The organism is Limnohabitans sp. Rim8 (assembly GCF_945901735.1).
GTDB lineage: Bacteria > Pseudomonadota > Gammaproteobacteria > Burkholderiales > Burkholderiaceae_C > Limnohabitans_A.
Window position 1 is genome coordinate 221,625 of record NZ_CAMDLM010000002.1, and the last position, 13,771, is coordinate 235,395.

General features: G+C 58.6%; 15 protein-coding genes and 1 pseudogene. 11 read left to right on the top strand and 5 right to left on the bottom strand.

The genetic code is table 11. The annotated features are described in order from the left end of the window. Positions 1 to 26 precede the first annotated feature (26 nt). The 3 genes from Q0O99_RS02260 (at position 27) to Q0O99_RS02270 (ending at position 2,823) form a co-directional block, all read left to right on the top strand. The gene (locus Q0O99_RS02260; protein WP_293748098.1) at positions 27 to 1,310 is read left to right on the top strand and encodes a malonyl-CoA decarboxylase; all 1,284 of its coding nucleotides are present in this window, start codon (positions 27 to 29) and stop codon (positions 1,308 to 1,310) included. A 129-nt stretch (positions 1,311 to 1,439) separates the two neighbouring features. Continuing rightward, positions 1,440 to 1,865 carry a heme-binding protein gene (locus Q0O99_RS02265; protein WP_293748100.1) on the top strand — a complete coding sequence of 142 codons (426 nt, stop codon included), beginning with the start codon at positions 1,440 to 1,442 and terminating at the stop codon, positions 1,863 to 1,865. 4 nt (positions 1,866 to 1,869) lie between these two features. Then, a complete protein-coding gene (locus Q0O99_RS02270; RefSeq protein WP_293748102.1) occupies positions 1,870 to 2,823 on the top strand; it encodes an NAD(P)-dependent oxidoreductase in 954 nt (317 codons plus the stop codon). 130 nt (positions 2,824 to 2,953) lie between these two features. On the opposite strand, the pseudogene Q0O99_RS02275 reads toward Q0O99_RS02270, so the two are convergent. Together Q0O99_RS02275 and Q0O99_RS02280 are read right to left on the bottom strand one after the other, a co-directional pair. Then, positions 2,954 to 3,343: pseudogene (locus Q0O99_RS02275) on the bottom strand (carboxymuconolactone decarboxylase family protein); the annotation flags it as partial. A 7-nt stretch (positions 3,344 to 3,350) separates the two neighbouring features. Next, on the bottom strand, positions 3,351 to 4,328 hold the full coding sequence (locus tag Q0O99_RS02280) for a tripartite tricarboxylate transporter substrate binding protein (protein ID WP_293748104.1): 978 nt from the start codon (positions 4,326 to 4,328) through the stop codon (positions 3,351 to 3,353). 191 nt (positions 4,329 to 4,519) lie between these two features. Here Q0O99_RS02280 and Q0O99_RS02285 point away from each other — a divergent pair, with 191 nt between their 5' ends. From Q0O99_RS02285 to Q0O99_RS02295, 3 genes are all read left to right on the top strand, one after another. Continuing rightward, positions 4,520 to 4,756 (top strand): hypothetical protein, encoded by a 237-nt coding sequence (locus Q0O99_RS02285; RefSeq protein ID WP_293748106.1) that lies wholly within the window; start codon positions 4,520 to 4,522, stop codon positions 4,754 to 4,756. Between the two features lie 2 nt (positions 4,757 to 4,758). Next, positions 4,759 to 5,808, top strand: a complete 1,050-nt coding sequence (locus Q0O99_RS02290) for an adenosine deaminase (RefSeq protein ID WP_293748108.1) — start codon at positions 4,759 to 4,761, stop codon at positions 5,806 to 5,808. A gap of 93 nt (positions 5,809 to 5,901) precedes the next feature. Beyond that, entirely contained in the window at positions 5,902 to 6,987 is a 1,086-nt protein-coding gene (locus Q0O99_RS02295) for a BMP family ABC transporter substrate-binding protein (RefSeq protein ID WP_293748110.1), read from the top strand. A 99-nt stretch (positions 6,988 to 7,086) separates the two neighbouring features. Here Q0O99_RS02295 and Q0O99_RS02300 read toward each other — a convergent pair whose 3' ends face one another. Genes Q0O99_RS02300 through Q0O99_RS02310 form a run of 3 tightly spaced genes read right to left on the bottom strand, consistent with a single transcriptional unit; the run spans position 7,087 to position 10,184 of the window. Continuing rightward, positions 7,087 to 8,457, bottom strand: a complete 1,371-nt coding sequence (locus Q0O99_RS02300) for an MmgE/PrpD family protein (RefSeq protein ID WP_293748112.1) — start codon at positions 8,455 to 8,457, stop codon at positions 7,087 to 7,089. 27 nt (positions 8,458 to 8,484) lie between these two features. Next, positions 8,485 to 9,456, bottom strand: coding sequence for a tripartite tricarboxylate transporter substrate binding protein (locus Q0O99_RS02305; protein ID WP_293748114.1), 972 nt, complete (start codon positions 9,454 to 9,456; stop codon positions 8,485 to 8,487). Beyond that, on the bottom strand, positions 9,453 to 10,184 hold the full coding sequence (locus tag Q0O99_RS02310; protein WP_293748116.1) for a GntR family transcriptional regulator: 732 nt from the start codon (positions 10,182 to 10,184) through the stop codon (positions 9,453 to 9,455). The genes Q0O99_RS02305 and Q0O99_RS02310 overlap by 4 nt, the downstream gene beginning before the upstream one ends. Before the next feature lie 175 nt (positions 10,185 to 10,359). On the opposite strand from Q0O99_RS02310, the gene dcd reads away from it, so the two are divergent. From dcd to Q0O99_RS02335, 5 genes are all read left to right on the top strand, one after another. Beyond that, positions 10,360 to 10,935 carry a dCTP deaminase gene (gene dcd / locus Q0O99_RS02315; protein ID WP_293748118.1) on the top strand — a complete coding sequence of 192 codons (576 nt, stop codon included), beginning with the start codon at positions 10,360 to 10,362 and terminating at the stop codon, positions 10,933 to 10,935. 208 nt (positions 10,936 to 11,143) lie between these two features. Beyond that, on the top strand, positions 11,144 to 11,473 hold the full coding sequence (locus tag Q0O99_RS02320) for a helix-turn-helix transcriptional regulator (RefSeq protein WP_293748120.1): 330 nt from the start codon (positions 11,144 to 11,146) through the stop codon (positions 11,471 to 11,473). An 85-nt stretch (positions 11,474 to 11,558) separates the two neighbouring features. Then, the gene (locus tag Q0O99_RS02325; RefSeq protein WP_293748122.1) at positions 11,559 to 11,969 is read left to right on the top strand and encodes a DsrE family protein; all 411 of its coding nucleotides are present in this window, start codon (positions 11,559 to 11,561) and stop codon (positions 11,967 to 11,969) included. A gap of 52 nt (positions 11,970 to 12,021) precedes the next feature. Next, complete coding sequence (locus tag Q0O99_RS02330; protein WP_293748124.1) at positions 12,022 to 12,330, top strand: c-type cytochrome; 309 nt, start codon at positions 12,022 to 12,024, stop codon at positions 12,328 to 12,330. Positions 12,331 to 12,342: 12 nt separating this feature from the next. Further along, positions 12,343 to 13,617 carry an FCSD flavin-binding domain-containing protein gene (locus tag Q0O99_RS02335; protein WP_293748126.1) on the top strand — a complete coding sequence of 425 codons (1,275 nt, stop codon included), beginning with the start codon at positions 12,343 to 12,345 and terminating at the stop codon, positions 13,615 to 13,617. The last annotated feature ends 154 nt before the right edge of the window (positions 13,618 to 13,771 follow it).

Consider the following 13,771-nt stretch of genomic DNA (forward strand, 5'->3'; position numbering starts at 1 on the left):
ATTCACCGCACCTTGAAGGGTCTTTCATGCTGGAACGCTTCATTCAAAACAAGCAACTCGATGCCGCCAAACTCAGCGCCAAAAAGCTGCTGAGTGCTCGGGGTGAGGCCAATGCGCAGAGCATGGCCGTGAAACTGATCGACCACTACGAGCACCTGGACAAGCGCAGCCAGATCGACTTTTTCCATTTCCTGTCCAGCCAGTTCAACCCGGACCCGACCATGGTTCTGGATGCCGCCAACAAATACAACGCTGAACGCAACGAAGCCAGCCTGATTCATTTGTTCCAGACCGTCGAGCCGCCTAGGCAAGAGCTGCTGCGGCGCGTGAACCGGGCGCCTGCGGGCACCTCGACCATCTTGAAGATGCGTCAGACCTTGCTGACCTATCTGAAAGAGCACCCGGCTTTTGCGGCCACAGATGCCGACATGCACCACCTGCTCAGTTCATGGTTCAACCCCGGCTTTTTGGAGTTGCACCAAATCACCTGGAACTCGCCAGCCCAGCTGCTCGAGAAAATCATTGAGCACGAGTCGGTGCACGCCATCGATGGCTGGGAAGATTTGCGCCGCCGCTTGCAACCGGACCGCCGCTGTTTTGCATTCTTCCATCCACAACTGCCAGGTGAACCCTTGATTTTTGTCGAGGTGGCCTTGGTACCTGGCATCGCCAAAGACATTGCGGGGCTGATCAACAAACAGACCCCGGTGGGTGAACCCAAAAGTTTTAAGGCCGCCATTTTTTACTCCATCAGCAATTGCCAACCCGGCCTCAAAGGCGTGTCCTTGGGCAACTTTTTGATCAAGCGTGTGGCGCAAAAATTGATTGAGGAGATGCCCTCCCTGAAAACCTTTTGCACCTTGTCACCCATTCCCGGCTGGAGTGCATGGCTGGACGTGGGCGCGCCTTTGCCCGAAGAAAAACTCAGTGCGGTGCAGCGCCGAAAATGGCAAGAAGCCCAAAAAACCCTGTCGGTGGGTGACATGAGCTGGGCCGATCGCCTGAAGACCGGCTGGCACCCTGATCGCTGTGCCGATGATGAAAAAACCGCGATCTTGCGCCTGTGCGCCCTGTACCTGATGCACAAGAGCCCCGAAGCTCGGGGCGATGCGGTCGGCAAGTTCCACCTGAGCAATGGCGCGACCCTGCACCAGATCAATTGGGCCGCTGACCTGTCCAAAAAAGGGCTGCAACAGGCAGGTGGCCTCATGGTCAATTACCTGTACGAGCTGGACAAAGTGGAGGAGCAACACGAGGCTTTCAGTCAAAAAAAGGTCAGTTTTTCACGCGCCGTGGACAAGCTGGTTTAACAAAGCGGTCAGTGTCTGAAGGCGCAGTGCGATGCCACCTTGCTTGGGACCTTTGTCAAGCACAAGACAGGCTTGGCATGTGATTCTGATAGGCTGAATCTGTCTTTTATTTCTATCGGGAAATTTGTCGTGAATGCTCTGACTTTGAACCAAGCCCATCAAATTTTGCAAGGCGCCATCCAGGCCGCTCGGGCTGCCAATTACAAACCCATGGGCATTGTGGTACTCGATGCCTCGGGGCAGTTGGTGGCTTTTTCGCGTGAAGACGGTGCCAGCATGTTCCGCTTCGACATCGCGCGCGGCAAGGCTTGGGGCGCTGTGGGCATGGGTTCGTCCAGCCGTGCGCTGGCCGAGCGGGCCAAGGACAACCCGAATTTTTTTGTTGCCTTGGCCGCCACGGCCGAGGGCAAGTTCTTGCCTCAAACGGGTGCCGTTCTCATCAAGGACGCAGCCGGTCACATCCTGGGTTCTGCCGGGGCCAGTGGCGGCACAGGCGACGAAGATGAGTTGATCTGCATCGCGGGCATCCAGGCTGCTGGCCTGGTGGCCGGTTAAGCCCATGGCCGCGTCCGGAAAAGCCCAGGCGACTTTGCCTCGCGTGGGCATTGTGGGTCTGGGCATCATGGGGGGCACCATGGCCGAGGCTTTGCTGAAACAGGGCTACACGGTTTGCGGTTGCGACATCGATGCCAAGGCCCTGGCTCGCCTTAAGCGTGCAGGTGGCGTGTGCCTCGGCAGTGCGGCCGAGGTGGCGGGTCGATCGGATGTGGTGATCGTGTCTTTGTCGACCGCGAAAGCGCTGGCCCAGGTGACCGAATCGATCGCTTCTGTGCCCAAGGCGCAATGGGCCCACAAGCCCATCGTCATCGAGACCAGCACCTTGCCCATGGCGGACAAAGATGCCTGTGCCCAAGCCCTGGGCAAGCTGGGCATCGTTACCCTGGATGCGCCCATCAGCGGCACGGCAGTGCGCATCAAAGATCGGGCCTGGACGTTTTTTGTCAGCGGCAAGGAAACGGCCCACCGCAAGGTCTTGCCCGTGTTGCAGGTGTTCACCGACAAGGTGTCCTTTGTCGGGCCTTATGGCAACGGCACCAAAATGAAGTTTGCGGCCAACCACCTGGTGGCCATTTACAACGTGGCCTATGCGGAATCGGTGACCCTGGCCCGAAAAATGGGGTTGAACCCCCAAGACGTTCTTGACCTCTTTGGCAACAGCCCCGTGCTGGGCACGGGCGTCATGCGTCTGCGCATGCCCATGATGCTGGAGCGCCAATACAGCCCGGCGACCATGAAGGTCGAGGTTTGGCAAAAGGACATGCAGGTGATTGGCGACATGGCCAAGTCGGTGGACTGCCCGACCCCGCTGTTTTCGACCTGCGCCGCCATCTACACCAGCGCCATGGCCCTGGGGCTTGCCATGGAAGACACAGCCTCGACTGCCGAGGTCATGTCGGCCATGGCGGGCATTGCGCCTGCCAAGGGCCGAGGCAAAAAACCGCTCAAGCCTTGATCTTGGCTTGGGCTGTTGGTTTGGCTTTGACTTTAGCGGTGGTTTTGACAGGACTTTTGACGGTTTTTGTTTTGGCGGGGCGTGCCAGTTTCTTGGCCTCTTTTTCCGCCGCTTCGATCAAGGGCAATTCGTCCCGCACCGCCTTGTAGGCGTCCAGTGCGGCAGGGCCGCCGCAGTAAAGGAAGGAGTGCAAAATCAGCTCGCGCAGTTCTTCGCGCGACACGCCATTGCGCACCGCACCACGCAGATGAATCTTGATTTCGGCAGGTCGGTTCAAGGCAATGCACATCGACAGCGTGGCCAAGCTGCGCTCTTTCAGGGTCAGGCCCGGGCGGGTCCAGACTTTGCCCCAGGCGAACTCGGTGGCCAGTTCCTGAAAAGGCATGTTCAGGTCATCGGCGTTGGCAAATGAGCGTTCGACATATTCATCACCCAGCACCTTTTTGCGCATGGCCAAGCCGGCTTTGTAGCCCTCGGATGGGGCTTGAGTGCTGGGCTTCTTGTTGGTGGTTTTTTTCATTGGATTTTTAATCTGCTTTGATGTTGGCCGAGCGCACGACAGCGCCCCATTTGGCGATTTCGTCCTTGATGTAGCTGGCAAATTGCTCGGGCGTGTCGCCCACCGGCAAGGCGCCTTGTTGGTTCAATTTCTCGGCCACATCGGGCAACTTGAGAATGTCCACAATTTCACGGTTCAGCCGCACCACGATGTCTCTGGGTGTCTTGGCCGGTGCCACAATGCCGACCCACGAATAGGCTTCATAGCCCGGCAATCCGCTTTCGGAAATCGTGGGGATGTCGGCCAAGGAAGGCACGCGTTTGGCGCTGCCCACGGCAATCGCTTTGAGCTGGCCCGATTTCACCTGGTTGATCACGGAAGGGATGCTGCTGTAGAGCATTTGAACTTGTCCAGCCAGCAAATCGGTCAAGGCCGGACCTTGACCTTTGTAGGGCACATGCACCGTTTGCACGTTGGCCATCGCGTTGAACAACTCGCCAGCCAAGTGGCCCGAGTTGCCGCTGCCGGGCGATGCAAAGAACAACTGTTTGGGCTTGGATTTGGCCAGGTTGATCAACTCCAGCGTTGTTTTGGCCGGAACGGAGGGGTGCGTGACCAGCAACAGTGGAAAGTTCACCATGTTGGTGATGGGGGCGAAATCCTTCAACGGGTCATAAGGTAACTTTTCGTAGAGGCTGGGGTTCACGGCCATGGGCCCAGCCGCTGCCACAGCCAGGGTGTAGCCGTCGGCCGGCGCTTGCATCAAGGCCTGCAGACCCACAATGCCATTGGCACCGGCCCGGTTGTCGATCACCACCTGCTGGCCCAAGCGTTCGTTCAGTTTTTGCGCCACCACCCGCGCAATCACATCGTTGCCACCACCCGGTGGGAAGGGCACGATGATGCGGATGGGTTTGTTGGGGAAAGTCTGCGCCATCACAGGTGAGGCCAAGGCCAATAACAGGCCAGACAAAAGAGCAAACAGGGGCTTGGTCATGCGGGTCATTGGAACTCCAGTGAGGTTGTGCCGATGTCAAAGAGAGATAACAATGGATACTTGCACAAAGACTGGAATGCGCTGTAATTTGTGCGACAAAACACGACGGGCTTTGGCGCACACCAGGGTTTTAGATGGCCATCTTGAGCTGACACTTTCAGGCCATGGTTTTGCAGTCTGCTGTGCATGCAAAATAGGGCATGACTTCCATTTTGCGTACCTCGGTCAACAACGGCATCTGTGCCCTGCACAACCCCGCCGGCCTGCACGTGGGCAACTTCAAATGGATCCAAGGCCAGTGGAAGTTCAAGGCTGTGGGTTACGGGCCATCGGGTCAGGTGATGCCCGGCGACGGCCCATTGACCGATCGGCACAACACCACGTTTGAGCAACTGGACGAAGCCCTGATTCGGGCAGCGTTTTTCAAGGAGGAATGAGCATGTTCAAAGTCCACGCGGTTTCCGCATCGCGTTTGCCCGAGTTGCTGCGTGCCATGCCCAAGGCCGAGCTGCACATCCACATCGAGGGCTCGCTCGAACCCGAGTTGATCTTTGCGCTGGCCCAGCGCAATGGCGTGCCACTGCCCTATGCCGATGTGGCGGCCTTGCGCAGCGCCTATGCCTTCAGCAACCTGCAAAGCTTTTTGGATTTGTATTACGCCGGGGCCAGCGTGCTGCTGCACGAACAAGACTTTTACGACATGGCTTGGGCGTATTTTGAAAAAGCCGCCGCCGACCATGTGGTGCGTGCCGAGCTGTTTTTTGACCCGCAGACCCATACGGCGCGCGGCGTGGCCATGGGCGCGGTCATCGAAGGCCTGAGCCGTGCCTGCCGCGATGCGCAGGCGAAGTGGGGCATCAGCGCCGATCTGATCTTGTGCTTTTTGCGCCACCTGTCTGAAGAAGACGCTTTGGCCACACTGGAAGAGGCCATGCCTTGGCGTGAGCACTTCATCGGCGTGGGCCTGGATTCGAGCGAGCTGGGCCACCCGCCCGAAAAGTTTGCCCGCGTGTTTTCCCGTGCCCGCGAACTGGGCTTGCACTGTGTGGCCCATGCGGGCGAAGAAGGCCCACCCGCTTACATCTGGAGTGCACTCGATGTGCTGAAAGTCGAGCGCATCGACCACGGCGTGCAAGCCATCCACGATGCCGCCTTGATGAAGCGCCTGGCCGACAGCCACATGCCGCTCACCGTATGCCCGCTGTCCAACCTCAAACTGTGCGTGTTCAAAAATCTGGCCGACCACAACCTGGGCCAGATGCTGGACGCCGGTCTGTGCGTGACCCTCAACTCGGACGACCCTGCCTACTTTGGTGGCTACCTGAACGACAACTATCTGCAGACCTTTGCCGCGCTGCACCTGAACGCCCAACAAGCCTACAAGCTGGCGGCCAACAGCATTGAAGCGAGCTTTGCGCCTGAGCCTGACAAGCACCGCTGGATGCATGAACTGAAAGTTTGCTTTCAGGGGTTTGCTGAGCAGGACTGAGTGACCCAGGGCACTTGCTAAAATCCCACCCCGAAGCCCGCCGCCCCTGCGGGCTTTGTTTTGTTCAATCTCGGGGCCATGTAGAGGACTACCATGTATAAAAACCTCGCTGCCACGCTCGTGGCCGCCTGCTTTTTTCTTCCCGCTGTTCGGGCACAAACCACTCCCAAATCCACCGAGCCCATCAAGGCCGGTTTTGTTTATGTCTCGCCCATCACCGAAGCGGGCTGGACCCGGCAGCATGACGAGGGCCGCAAGGCGGTCGAGCGGGCTTTGGGCCAACAGGTCAAGACCACCTTTGTGGCCGATGTGGCCGAGGGCGCTGATGCCGAGCGCGTGATCCGCGACTTGGCTCAGCAGGGCCACCAAATCATTTTCACCCCCAGCTTTGGCTACATGGAGCCCACGCTCAAGGTAGCCAAAGAATTTCCAAATGTGAAATTTGAATCGGTCACCGGCTTCAAGACCGCGCCCAACGTGGCCGCGTCGAACGCCCGTTATTACGAAGGCCGCTATCTGGCGGGCATCGCCGCCGGGCGCATGACCCAATCGAATGTGGCCGGTTATGTGGCGGGTTTCCCGATCCCCGAGGTGCTGCAAGGCATCAACGCCTTCACCTTGGGCATGCGCTCGGTCAACCCCCAAGCCACCGTCAAGGTGGTCTGGCTCAACGCTTGGTTTGACCCACCCAAAGAGCGCGAAGCGGCCATGGCGCTGTTCAATCAAGACGTGGATGTGATCGCGTTCCACACGGGGTCCACCGCGGTGATGGCCGCAGCGCAAGAGCGCGGCAAGATGGCCATCGCCTACCACTCCGACATGCGCAAGATCGGGCCGGATGCGCAAATCATTGCCGTGACCCACCAGTGGGGCGACTACTACACCGCCCGTGTCAAGGCGGCTTTGGCCGGCAGTTGGAAAAGCGGCAGTGTGTGGGGCGGCGTGAAGGACGGCATGGTCCGCGTCGGCGACTTTGGCCCCAAGGTGCCCAAGGGCGTGCAAGACGAGATTGGGGCCAAGCAAAAAGCCGTGGGCACAGGCAAGCTGCTGCCGTTTGCCGGCCCGATCACCGACAACGAGGGTAAGTTGGTGCTGCCCGCAGGCCAAACCCTGAGCGACACCCAGATCCTGAACATGAACTACCTGGTGCAAGGCGTGCAGGGGCGTGTGTCGCGCTGAAGCTGGCGCCCATGTCCGATGGGTTAGCGCACCCCATATCCTGACGTCAAAAAAGCCAAGGCCGGTTGGCCTTGGCTTTTTTAAGCTGACCCAGATCGGTCAAGGCTTGAGCAATGCGAGCAGCCCTTGCAGGTTGGGTGCAGTGCCCAGGCTCCAGCAGCTTTTCAGAATGTCATTGACCCGGGCCGCACCCAAAATCGGGTCGGACAGGTCACGGAACTTGCCCTCCAGGTCGGTATCGGTCATGGGCTTTTGCAAAGAACCAATGGCGTGTTCCACATGCACCTTCACGCTGCGGCCATCTGTCAGGTGGGCCGTGACGTGCACACTTTCTTCACGCACCGAGGTGTCCACCACCGCTTGCACCTTGTTGCGCAAGTTCACGACGTCTTCGCGCCGAACGATGTGGTCTGAAAACTCCTCTTCGCCCGCGCGCCCAAAGAGCAGGCCCACCGCGCAGCCGTGGTACACGCTGAACTTGCCTTGCAAGCCGTCTTGCGGTGTCTTCTTGCCGGTCAGCTCCAGCACCAGTGGGTGCACGCGCAGTTCGATGCTTTGCACTTCTTCAGGTTTGACACCTTGCGCACGCAGCTGGGCACAAGCGTCGATGCTGGGGTGGATCACGATGCCGCAGGCAAAGGGCTTGTAGGTGTTGAAGCTGATCTCAAAGCGCTGGCCCAATTCGTCTTGCGCCTCGCGCCAGTCGTATTTGGTCGACAACACCTGGGCCCAACCGCGTGGGGCTTCCAGCGATCGGGGGCTGGACGTGAAGCCATGCTTGGCCATCAGCGCCGACATCAAGCCCGCGCGCGCGGCGCCACCCGGGTGAAAGGGCTTGGTCATGGTGCCAAATTGCTCGCGCAGGCCCACGGGTTGCGAAGCCGCAATGCCCAAAGCCATGGCCGTTTGCTGGGCATTGAGGCCCAGCAATCGGGCGCATGCGGCAGCCGCACCCAAAGTGCCGGTGGAGCCGGTGATGTGCCAGCCCCGGTCGTAGTGCTCTGGGTACACCAAGTTGCCCATGCGGCAGGCCACGTCAATGCCCAAGACCAAAGCGTCGAGCACTTGCCTGCCCGAGCTGTTTTGGGTTTCGGCCAAAGCCATCACCGCCGAGGCCACGGGGCCTGCAGGGTGGATGATGGTTTTGAGGTGGGTGTCGTCAAAGTCAAAGGTGTGCGATGAGATGCCGTTGATCAGGGCGGCACTGGCCATGTCCACACGTTCTGCACGCCCGGCCAGCGTGGCTTGGGGTGCGGGGGAGAGCATGTGCACGGCGGCCAGAGCCGATTCCACCGCCTCGTGGCGGGCCGCGCCGATGGCGCAGCCCAGCCAGTTCAGGAAAGTGCGGTGGGCTTCGTGTTCGACGCTTTCGCTCCAGCCTTGGCTGCGGTGTTCGGCGACAAATTTCGCCAGTTCGGCCGTGATGGGGGGGGCGTTGTGGTCAGCGGCCACAGCGGTGTTGATGGTCATGTGCAATCCAGTCAGGGTTTCAAAAAATCAGGCGTCCAGATTGATCTTGCGTTCGCGGGCCAGGTTGGTCCAGCGGGCCAGGTCTTTCTTCATGTAATCCAGAAATTGAGCGGGGGTCATGGGGGTGAGTTCGACCGCTTCGGCGCTGAGCTTTTCGCGGAAATCGGGCTGAGCCAGCACTTGGGCCATCGCGTCGTTGAGTTGTTTGACGATGGTGGCAGGCATGCCAGCGGGGCCGACCACGCCGTACCACTGCTGCGCATCAAAGCCCTTGAGGCCGGCTTCTTCCATGGTGGGCACATCTTTCAGTGCGGGGTGGCGCTGCATGCCCGTGACGGCCAAGGCACGCACGCGGCCACTGCGGATGTGGGGCAGGGCAGCTGCCAAGCCTGGGAACATGGCTTGTGTTTGGCCTGCGATCAGGTCAGTGGTGGCTGGCGCGATGCCACGGTAGGGAATGTGCACCATGAAAGCGCCGGTTTGGGCTTTGAACAATTCGGCCGTCAAGTGGGTCAGTGAGCCAGCACCCGCTGAGCCGTAGGAAATTTGGCCAGGATTTTTCTTGACGTATTGGATGAATTCCTTGACGTCTTTGACCGATAAGTTGGCGTTGACCACGAGCACGTTGGGTGTGCTGCCGATCATGCCAATCGGTGTGTAGTCATTGATGGGGTCGTAGTTGAGTTTGCGGGTGGCGGGTGCTGTGCCATGCGTGGCCACATAACCTTGCATCAGGGTGTAGCCATCAGGAGCGGCTTTGGCTGCCATTTGTGAGGCGATCACGCCGCCGCCGCCGCCGTGGTTTTCCACCACCATGGTTTGGCCCAGCACTTTGCCCAAGCGGTCGCACAGTTGGCGGCCAATCATGTCGGAGCCGCCGCCCGGGGCCACCGGCACGATGTATTTGATGGGGCGATTGGGGTAGGCCGCTTGCGCGTTGGCCAGGCCAGGCAAGCCCATCAGCAACGGGGCGGCTTGTATCAGGGTACGTCGTTTCATGTGGTCTCCTCGGGGGTGGTTGAAATCTGTTCGGTGCTGGGCATGCTTCGCGTCAAGCGCTGGTGAGCCTGAGTCACGTGCTCAGCCAGCAGGCTTTGGGCGCTGGGGGCATCCCCCTGCTCAATGGCTTGGCTGATCTTGAGGTGTTCTGCGATCGAGGTGGCCATGCCACTGACCTGGGCCAGACTTTGCAATCGTGCCAGGTGCAGCTTTTGCACCACTTCCTGATAGGTGCGGCTGAGTTGCTCGTTGCGCGCCGCCACGACGATCAGCCAATGGAAGTGCAGGTTTTCCGAGTAATAAGCAGACAGCCTGTTTTTGTCGTGCGCTTGTCGCATGGCGGCGATGGAGACATTCAGGGCCTGGGTCAGCGCTTGTCGCTCTGCCTGGGGCAAGGTGGCCGCTTTGGCTCCAGCAAAGCCGTCAAGCAAGCTGCGAATTTCATACAAATCACGTACTTCCTGCGCTTCGATGGCTCTGACAAACACACCCGCATGTTTGCGCGAGACCACCAATCCGGAGCTTTCCAATTCACGCAAAGCCTCGCGTACGGGCACCCGGGATACCTGCAAGCGTTTGGCCACATCGGGTTCGTTGATGCGGTCACCCGGTTGCAAATGACCTTGGAGAATGTGTTCGAGCAGATCCTCCCGCACCAGCTTTGCCAGTGAGGTGTCCCGCATGGTTTTGATGCGGTCAGAGGTGTCCAGGGTGATCCAAGGCAGCATGGTATAAAAAGTATTTCGAATATCGTATACGAAATACTTTGAGCTGATTTGTTTGCACAGTCGAGTGCGTGACAAGGGGCTTGGACATGAATGAGCGAAAACACCCGGACTGAGCAGATCGCCAAAGGGCTTTGTGCGCGCCCTTAAAATGCCCAAAACATTCAAAGGTTGAGCGATGAGCATCAAGAGCGACAAATGGATCCGCCGCATGGCGCAAGAGCACGGCATGATTTCGCCGTTTGAGCCGGGCCAGATTCGCCAAGACGCGACGGGTCAAAAAATCGTCAGCTACGGCACCAGCAGTTATGGCTACGACATCCGCTGCGCCCCTGAATTCAAGGTGTTCACCAACATCTACAGCACCGTGGTCGACCCCAAAAACTTCGACGAGCGCAGCTTTGTGGACATCCACAGCGATGTCTGCATCATCCCGCCCAACAGTTTCGCGTTGGCCCGCACCCTGGAGTACTTCCGGATTCCGCGCAATGTGCTGACCATTTGTTTGGGCAAAAGCACCTATGCCCGTTGCGGCATCATCGTCAACGTCACCCCTTTCGAGCCCGAATGGGAAGGCTATGTCACGCTGGAGTTCAGCAACACCACGCCACTGCCTGCCAAAATTTATGCTGGCGAAGGCTGCGCCCAGGTGCTGTTTTTCGAGAGTGACAAAGACGACGTCTGCGAGACCAGCTACAAAGACCGGGGCGGTAAATACCAAGGCCAAGTGGGCGTGACGCTGCCCAAAACCTGAGCCCTTGTCGCATCGGGTCGCTTATCTTTATTTCTGCATAAGCAAAGAACAAATCAATGGTTGGAAACCCCGCCAATATTGACCACAATGCCAAGGCTTCATGCTTTCAAGGTTGCCACGAGCCTGCCCGTCTCTTTCGCATCGGCACTGTCTGTGGTCTTTTGCAGGAAAATCGTGCGGCATATGAGACATTCGACGAAAAGACAATATGGCCAAAACAGCACCACCCGAAGACAACGCCCTGACCGAATCGGAAGAGGTTTTTGAAAAAGCCGCCGATTTGTTTCGCGTCATGTCCGCCCCCATGCGCTTGCGCATCATCAGCGCCCTGTGCAATGGCGAAAAGAATGTGGGCGAGTTGCTGGCCGAGATCGACACCACCCAGCCCAACATGTCGCAACACTTGAACACCTTGTACCAAGCGGGCGTGCTGGGCAAGCGCCGCGAAGGTGTACAAATTTACTACCGCATCGTCAACGAGCGCGTCGTCACGCTGTGCCGCGCCGTGTGTGTGCAGATCGCCAGCGAAAGCGATTGAAAGATAAACGTCAGTTTGAGACCGGGTTTTCACGGGCTCACATTCGCCCTGGTCGCCGCTAATATCCATACTTAAGGAGAAACGAATGAAGAAACACCTGTTATGGATGGTCGGCCTGCTGGCCTGCACCCTGAGCTGGGCCGACATCAAGGTGGTCTACCACCTGAGCGAAGGCATCCCCCAGGCATCACGGGCCATCGGCAACATCCGCAACCACCTGGCCGCTGATCCGACCGCCAAAATTGTGGTCGTCACCCATGGTCTGGGCATCGACTTTTTGATTGACGGTGCCACCAACCAGATGGACCAGCCTTTTGCCGGTGGCGTCAGTGACCTGGTCAACAAGGGCGTGGAGTTCCGTGTGTGCAACAACACCCTGGTGTCGCGCAAAATCTCTGCCGATAAACTGCTGATGGAAGCCAAAGTGGTGCCCTCCGGTGTAGCCGAAGTGGCCAAGCTGCAGGCCAACGAGAAATTTGTGTATTTGCGCCCATGATGGGCAAGAATCGGTTCATTCGCCCCGTCTATTTTTTACGAGGATTTTTCCCATGAAGATTCATCACACTTTGACAGCGGCCGCCTTGGTCGCCTTGTCTGGCCTGGCGCAAGCCCAGGTCGATCCGGTGCATGTACGCAGCTGGGCCGCTTCGTGCGCCGCCTGCCACGGCACCAACGGTCATGCTCAGCCCGGCATGATTTCTTTGGCCGGTGTGGCCAAAGAAGTCACCATTCAGAAAATGCTGGATTACAAAGCCGGTCGCGTGCCAGCGGCCACCATCATGCACCAGCTCGCCAAGGGCTATTCCGACGAGCAAATCGCCGCCATCGCTGGCTACTTTGCCGCCCAGAAGAAATAAGGAAGAACTGCCATGCAACGTCGTCATTTTTTGCAGACCGGCTCCGCTTTGGGTGCCATGGGACTGGTTTCGGGCTGTGCCACCATGGGTGGCGGCAGTGGCCCCAAGGTGGTGGTCATTGGCGGGGGCTACGCGGGTGCCACGGCCGCCAAATACCTGCGCATGTGGTCTGAGCACAAGATCCAGGTCACCTTGGTCGAGCCGAGTGATGCCTTCATCTCCTGCCCCATCTCCAACTTGGTGATCGGTGGCAGCAAGACCATTGCTGACGTCACCACTCCTTATGACAATCTGACCAAGCGCCACGGTGTCAAGATCATCAAGGACCGCGTCAATACCATCGATGCCGACAAGCGCATCGTCAAACTGGCCGGTGGCACCGAGTTGACTTATGACCGCTTGATCGTCTCGCCCGGTGTGGACTTCATGTGGGAAACCTTACCCGGTATGAACCGTGCAGGCGCCAAAGAGCAAGTGATGCACGCCTGGAAGGCCGGCGAGCAAACCGTGACCCTGCGCAAGCAACTCGAGGCCATGCCCGATGGCGGCGTGTTCGCCATGTCCATCCCGCTGGCCCCCTACCGTTGCCCTCCTGGCCCTTACGAGCGGGCTTGCCAGGTGGCCGACTACTTCACCAAAGCCAAACCCAAGAGCAAGGTTTTGATCTTGGACGCCAACGACGACGTCACTTCCAAGCCTGCTTTGTTCAAGAAGGCCTGGACTGACCGCTACAAGGGCATCATCGAATACCGTGGCAAACACAACGTCACCGATGTGGATGTGGCCAACAAAACCTTGAAGTTCGAGTTCAACGAAGACGTCAAGGCCAGCGTTTTGAATGTGATTCCGGCCATGCGTGCGGGTGACATCGCGGTCAACGCCGGACTGGCCACCGCCAACAAGCGCTGGTGCGAAGTGGACTTCCTCACCTTTGAATCCAAAGCGGCCAAGAACGTTCACGTATTGGGCGATGCGATCCAAGTCGCGCCCTTGATGCCCAAGTCGGGCCACATGGCCAACCAGCACGGCAAGACCTGTGCGGCAGCGGTCATCGCTTTGTTGATGGGCAGAGAAGTCAACCCCATGCCCATCTACAACAACACCTGCTACAGCTTTGTCAGCAGCAAAGACGTGGTCCACGTGGCCAGCGTGCACCGCTACGACGCCGAGAAGAAAACAATGCTGACCGTGCCGGGCTCGGGGGGCGTGTCTAGCGCTGCCAATGAACTGGAAGGGGTATACGCTTTGTCTTGGGCGCAAAACATCTGGGCCGACACACTGGCTTGATGCACCATGCGCGTGGCCGTGTGCCACGCCAATGAAAAAACGCCGCAGTCCTTGAGACTGGCGGCGTTTTTTTATCGATTGGTAAGTGCTTGGTTAGCCCTATTGGTCCGGTCCGGAGAAGTTTTCAAGGGTCAAAGAAGTTGTAGGTCGGTGG

What these genes read in the sequence shown, in the direction of transcription:
- dcd (WP_293748118.1), top strand. Translation starts at nt 10,360, where the DNA reads ATGAGCATCAAGAGCGACAAATGGATCCGCCGCATGGCGCAAGAGCAC.
- Q0O99_RS02305 (WP_293748114.1), bottom strand. Translation starts at nt 9,456, where the DNA reads ATGAAACGACGTACCCTGATACAAGCCGCCCCGTTGCTGATGGGCTTG.
- Q0O99_RS02290 (WP_293748108.1), top strand. Translation starts at nt 4,759, where the DNA reads ATGTTCAAAGTCCACGCGGTTTCCGCATCGCGTTTGCCCGAGTTGCTG.
- Q0O99_RS02285 (WP_293748106.1), top strand. Translation starts at nt 4,520, where the DNA reads ATGACTTCCATTTTGCGTACCTCGGTCAACAACGGCATCTGTGCCCTG.
- Q0O99_RS02335 (WP_293748126.1), top strand. Translation starts at nt 12,343, where the DNA reads ATGCAACGTCGTCATTTTTTGCAGACCGGCTCCGCTTTGGGTGCCATG.
- Q0O99_RS02280 (WP_293748104.1), bottom strand. Translation starts at nt 4,328, where the DNA reads ATGACCCGCATGACCAAGCCCCTGTTTGCTCTTTTGTCTGGCCTGTTA.
- Q0O99_RS02325 (WP_293748122.1), top strand. Translation starts at nt 11,559, where the DNA reads ATGAAGAAACACCTGTTATGGATGGTCGGCCTGCTGGCCTGCACCCTG.
- Q0O99_RS02330 (WP_293748124.1), top strand. Translation starts at nt 12,022, where the DNA reads ATGAAGATTCATCACACTTTGACAGCGGCCGCCTTGGTCGCCTTGTCT.
- Q0O99_RS02320 (WP_293748120.1), top strand. Translation starts at nt 11,144, where the DNA reads ATGGCCAAAACAGCACCACCCGAAGACAACGCCCTGACCGAATCGGAA.
- Q0O99_RS02310 (WP_293748116.1), bottom strand. Translation starts at nt 10,184, where the DNA reads ATGCTGCCTTGGATCACCCTGGACACCTCTGACCGCATCAAAACCATG.
- Q0O99_RS02270 (WP_293748102.1), top strand. Translation starts at nt 1,870, where the DNA reads ATGGCCGCGTCCGGAAAAGCCCAGGCGACTTTGCCTCGCGTGGGCATT.
- Q0O99_RS02300 (WP_293748112.1), bottom strand. Translation starts at nt 8,457, where the DNA reads ATGACCATCAACACCGCTGTGGCCGCTGACCACAACGCCCCCCCCATC.
- Q0O99_RS02295 (WP_293748110.1), top strand. Translation starts at nt 5,902, where the DNA reads ATGTATAAAAACCTCGCTGCCACGCTCGTGGCCGCCTGCTTTTTTCTT.
- Q0O99_RS02260 (WP_293748098.1), top strand. Translation starts at nt 27, where the DNA reads ATGCTGGAACGCTTCATTCAAAACAAGCAACTCGATGCCGCCAAACTC.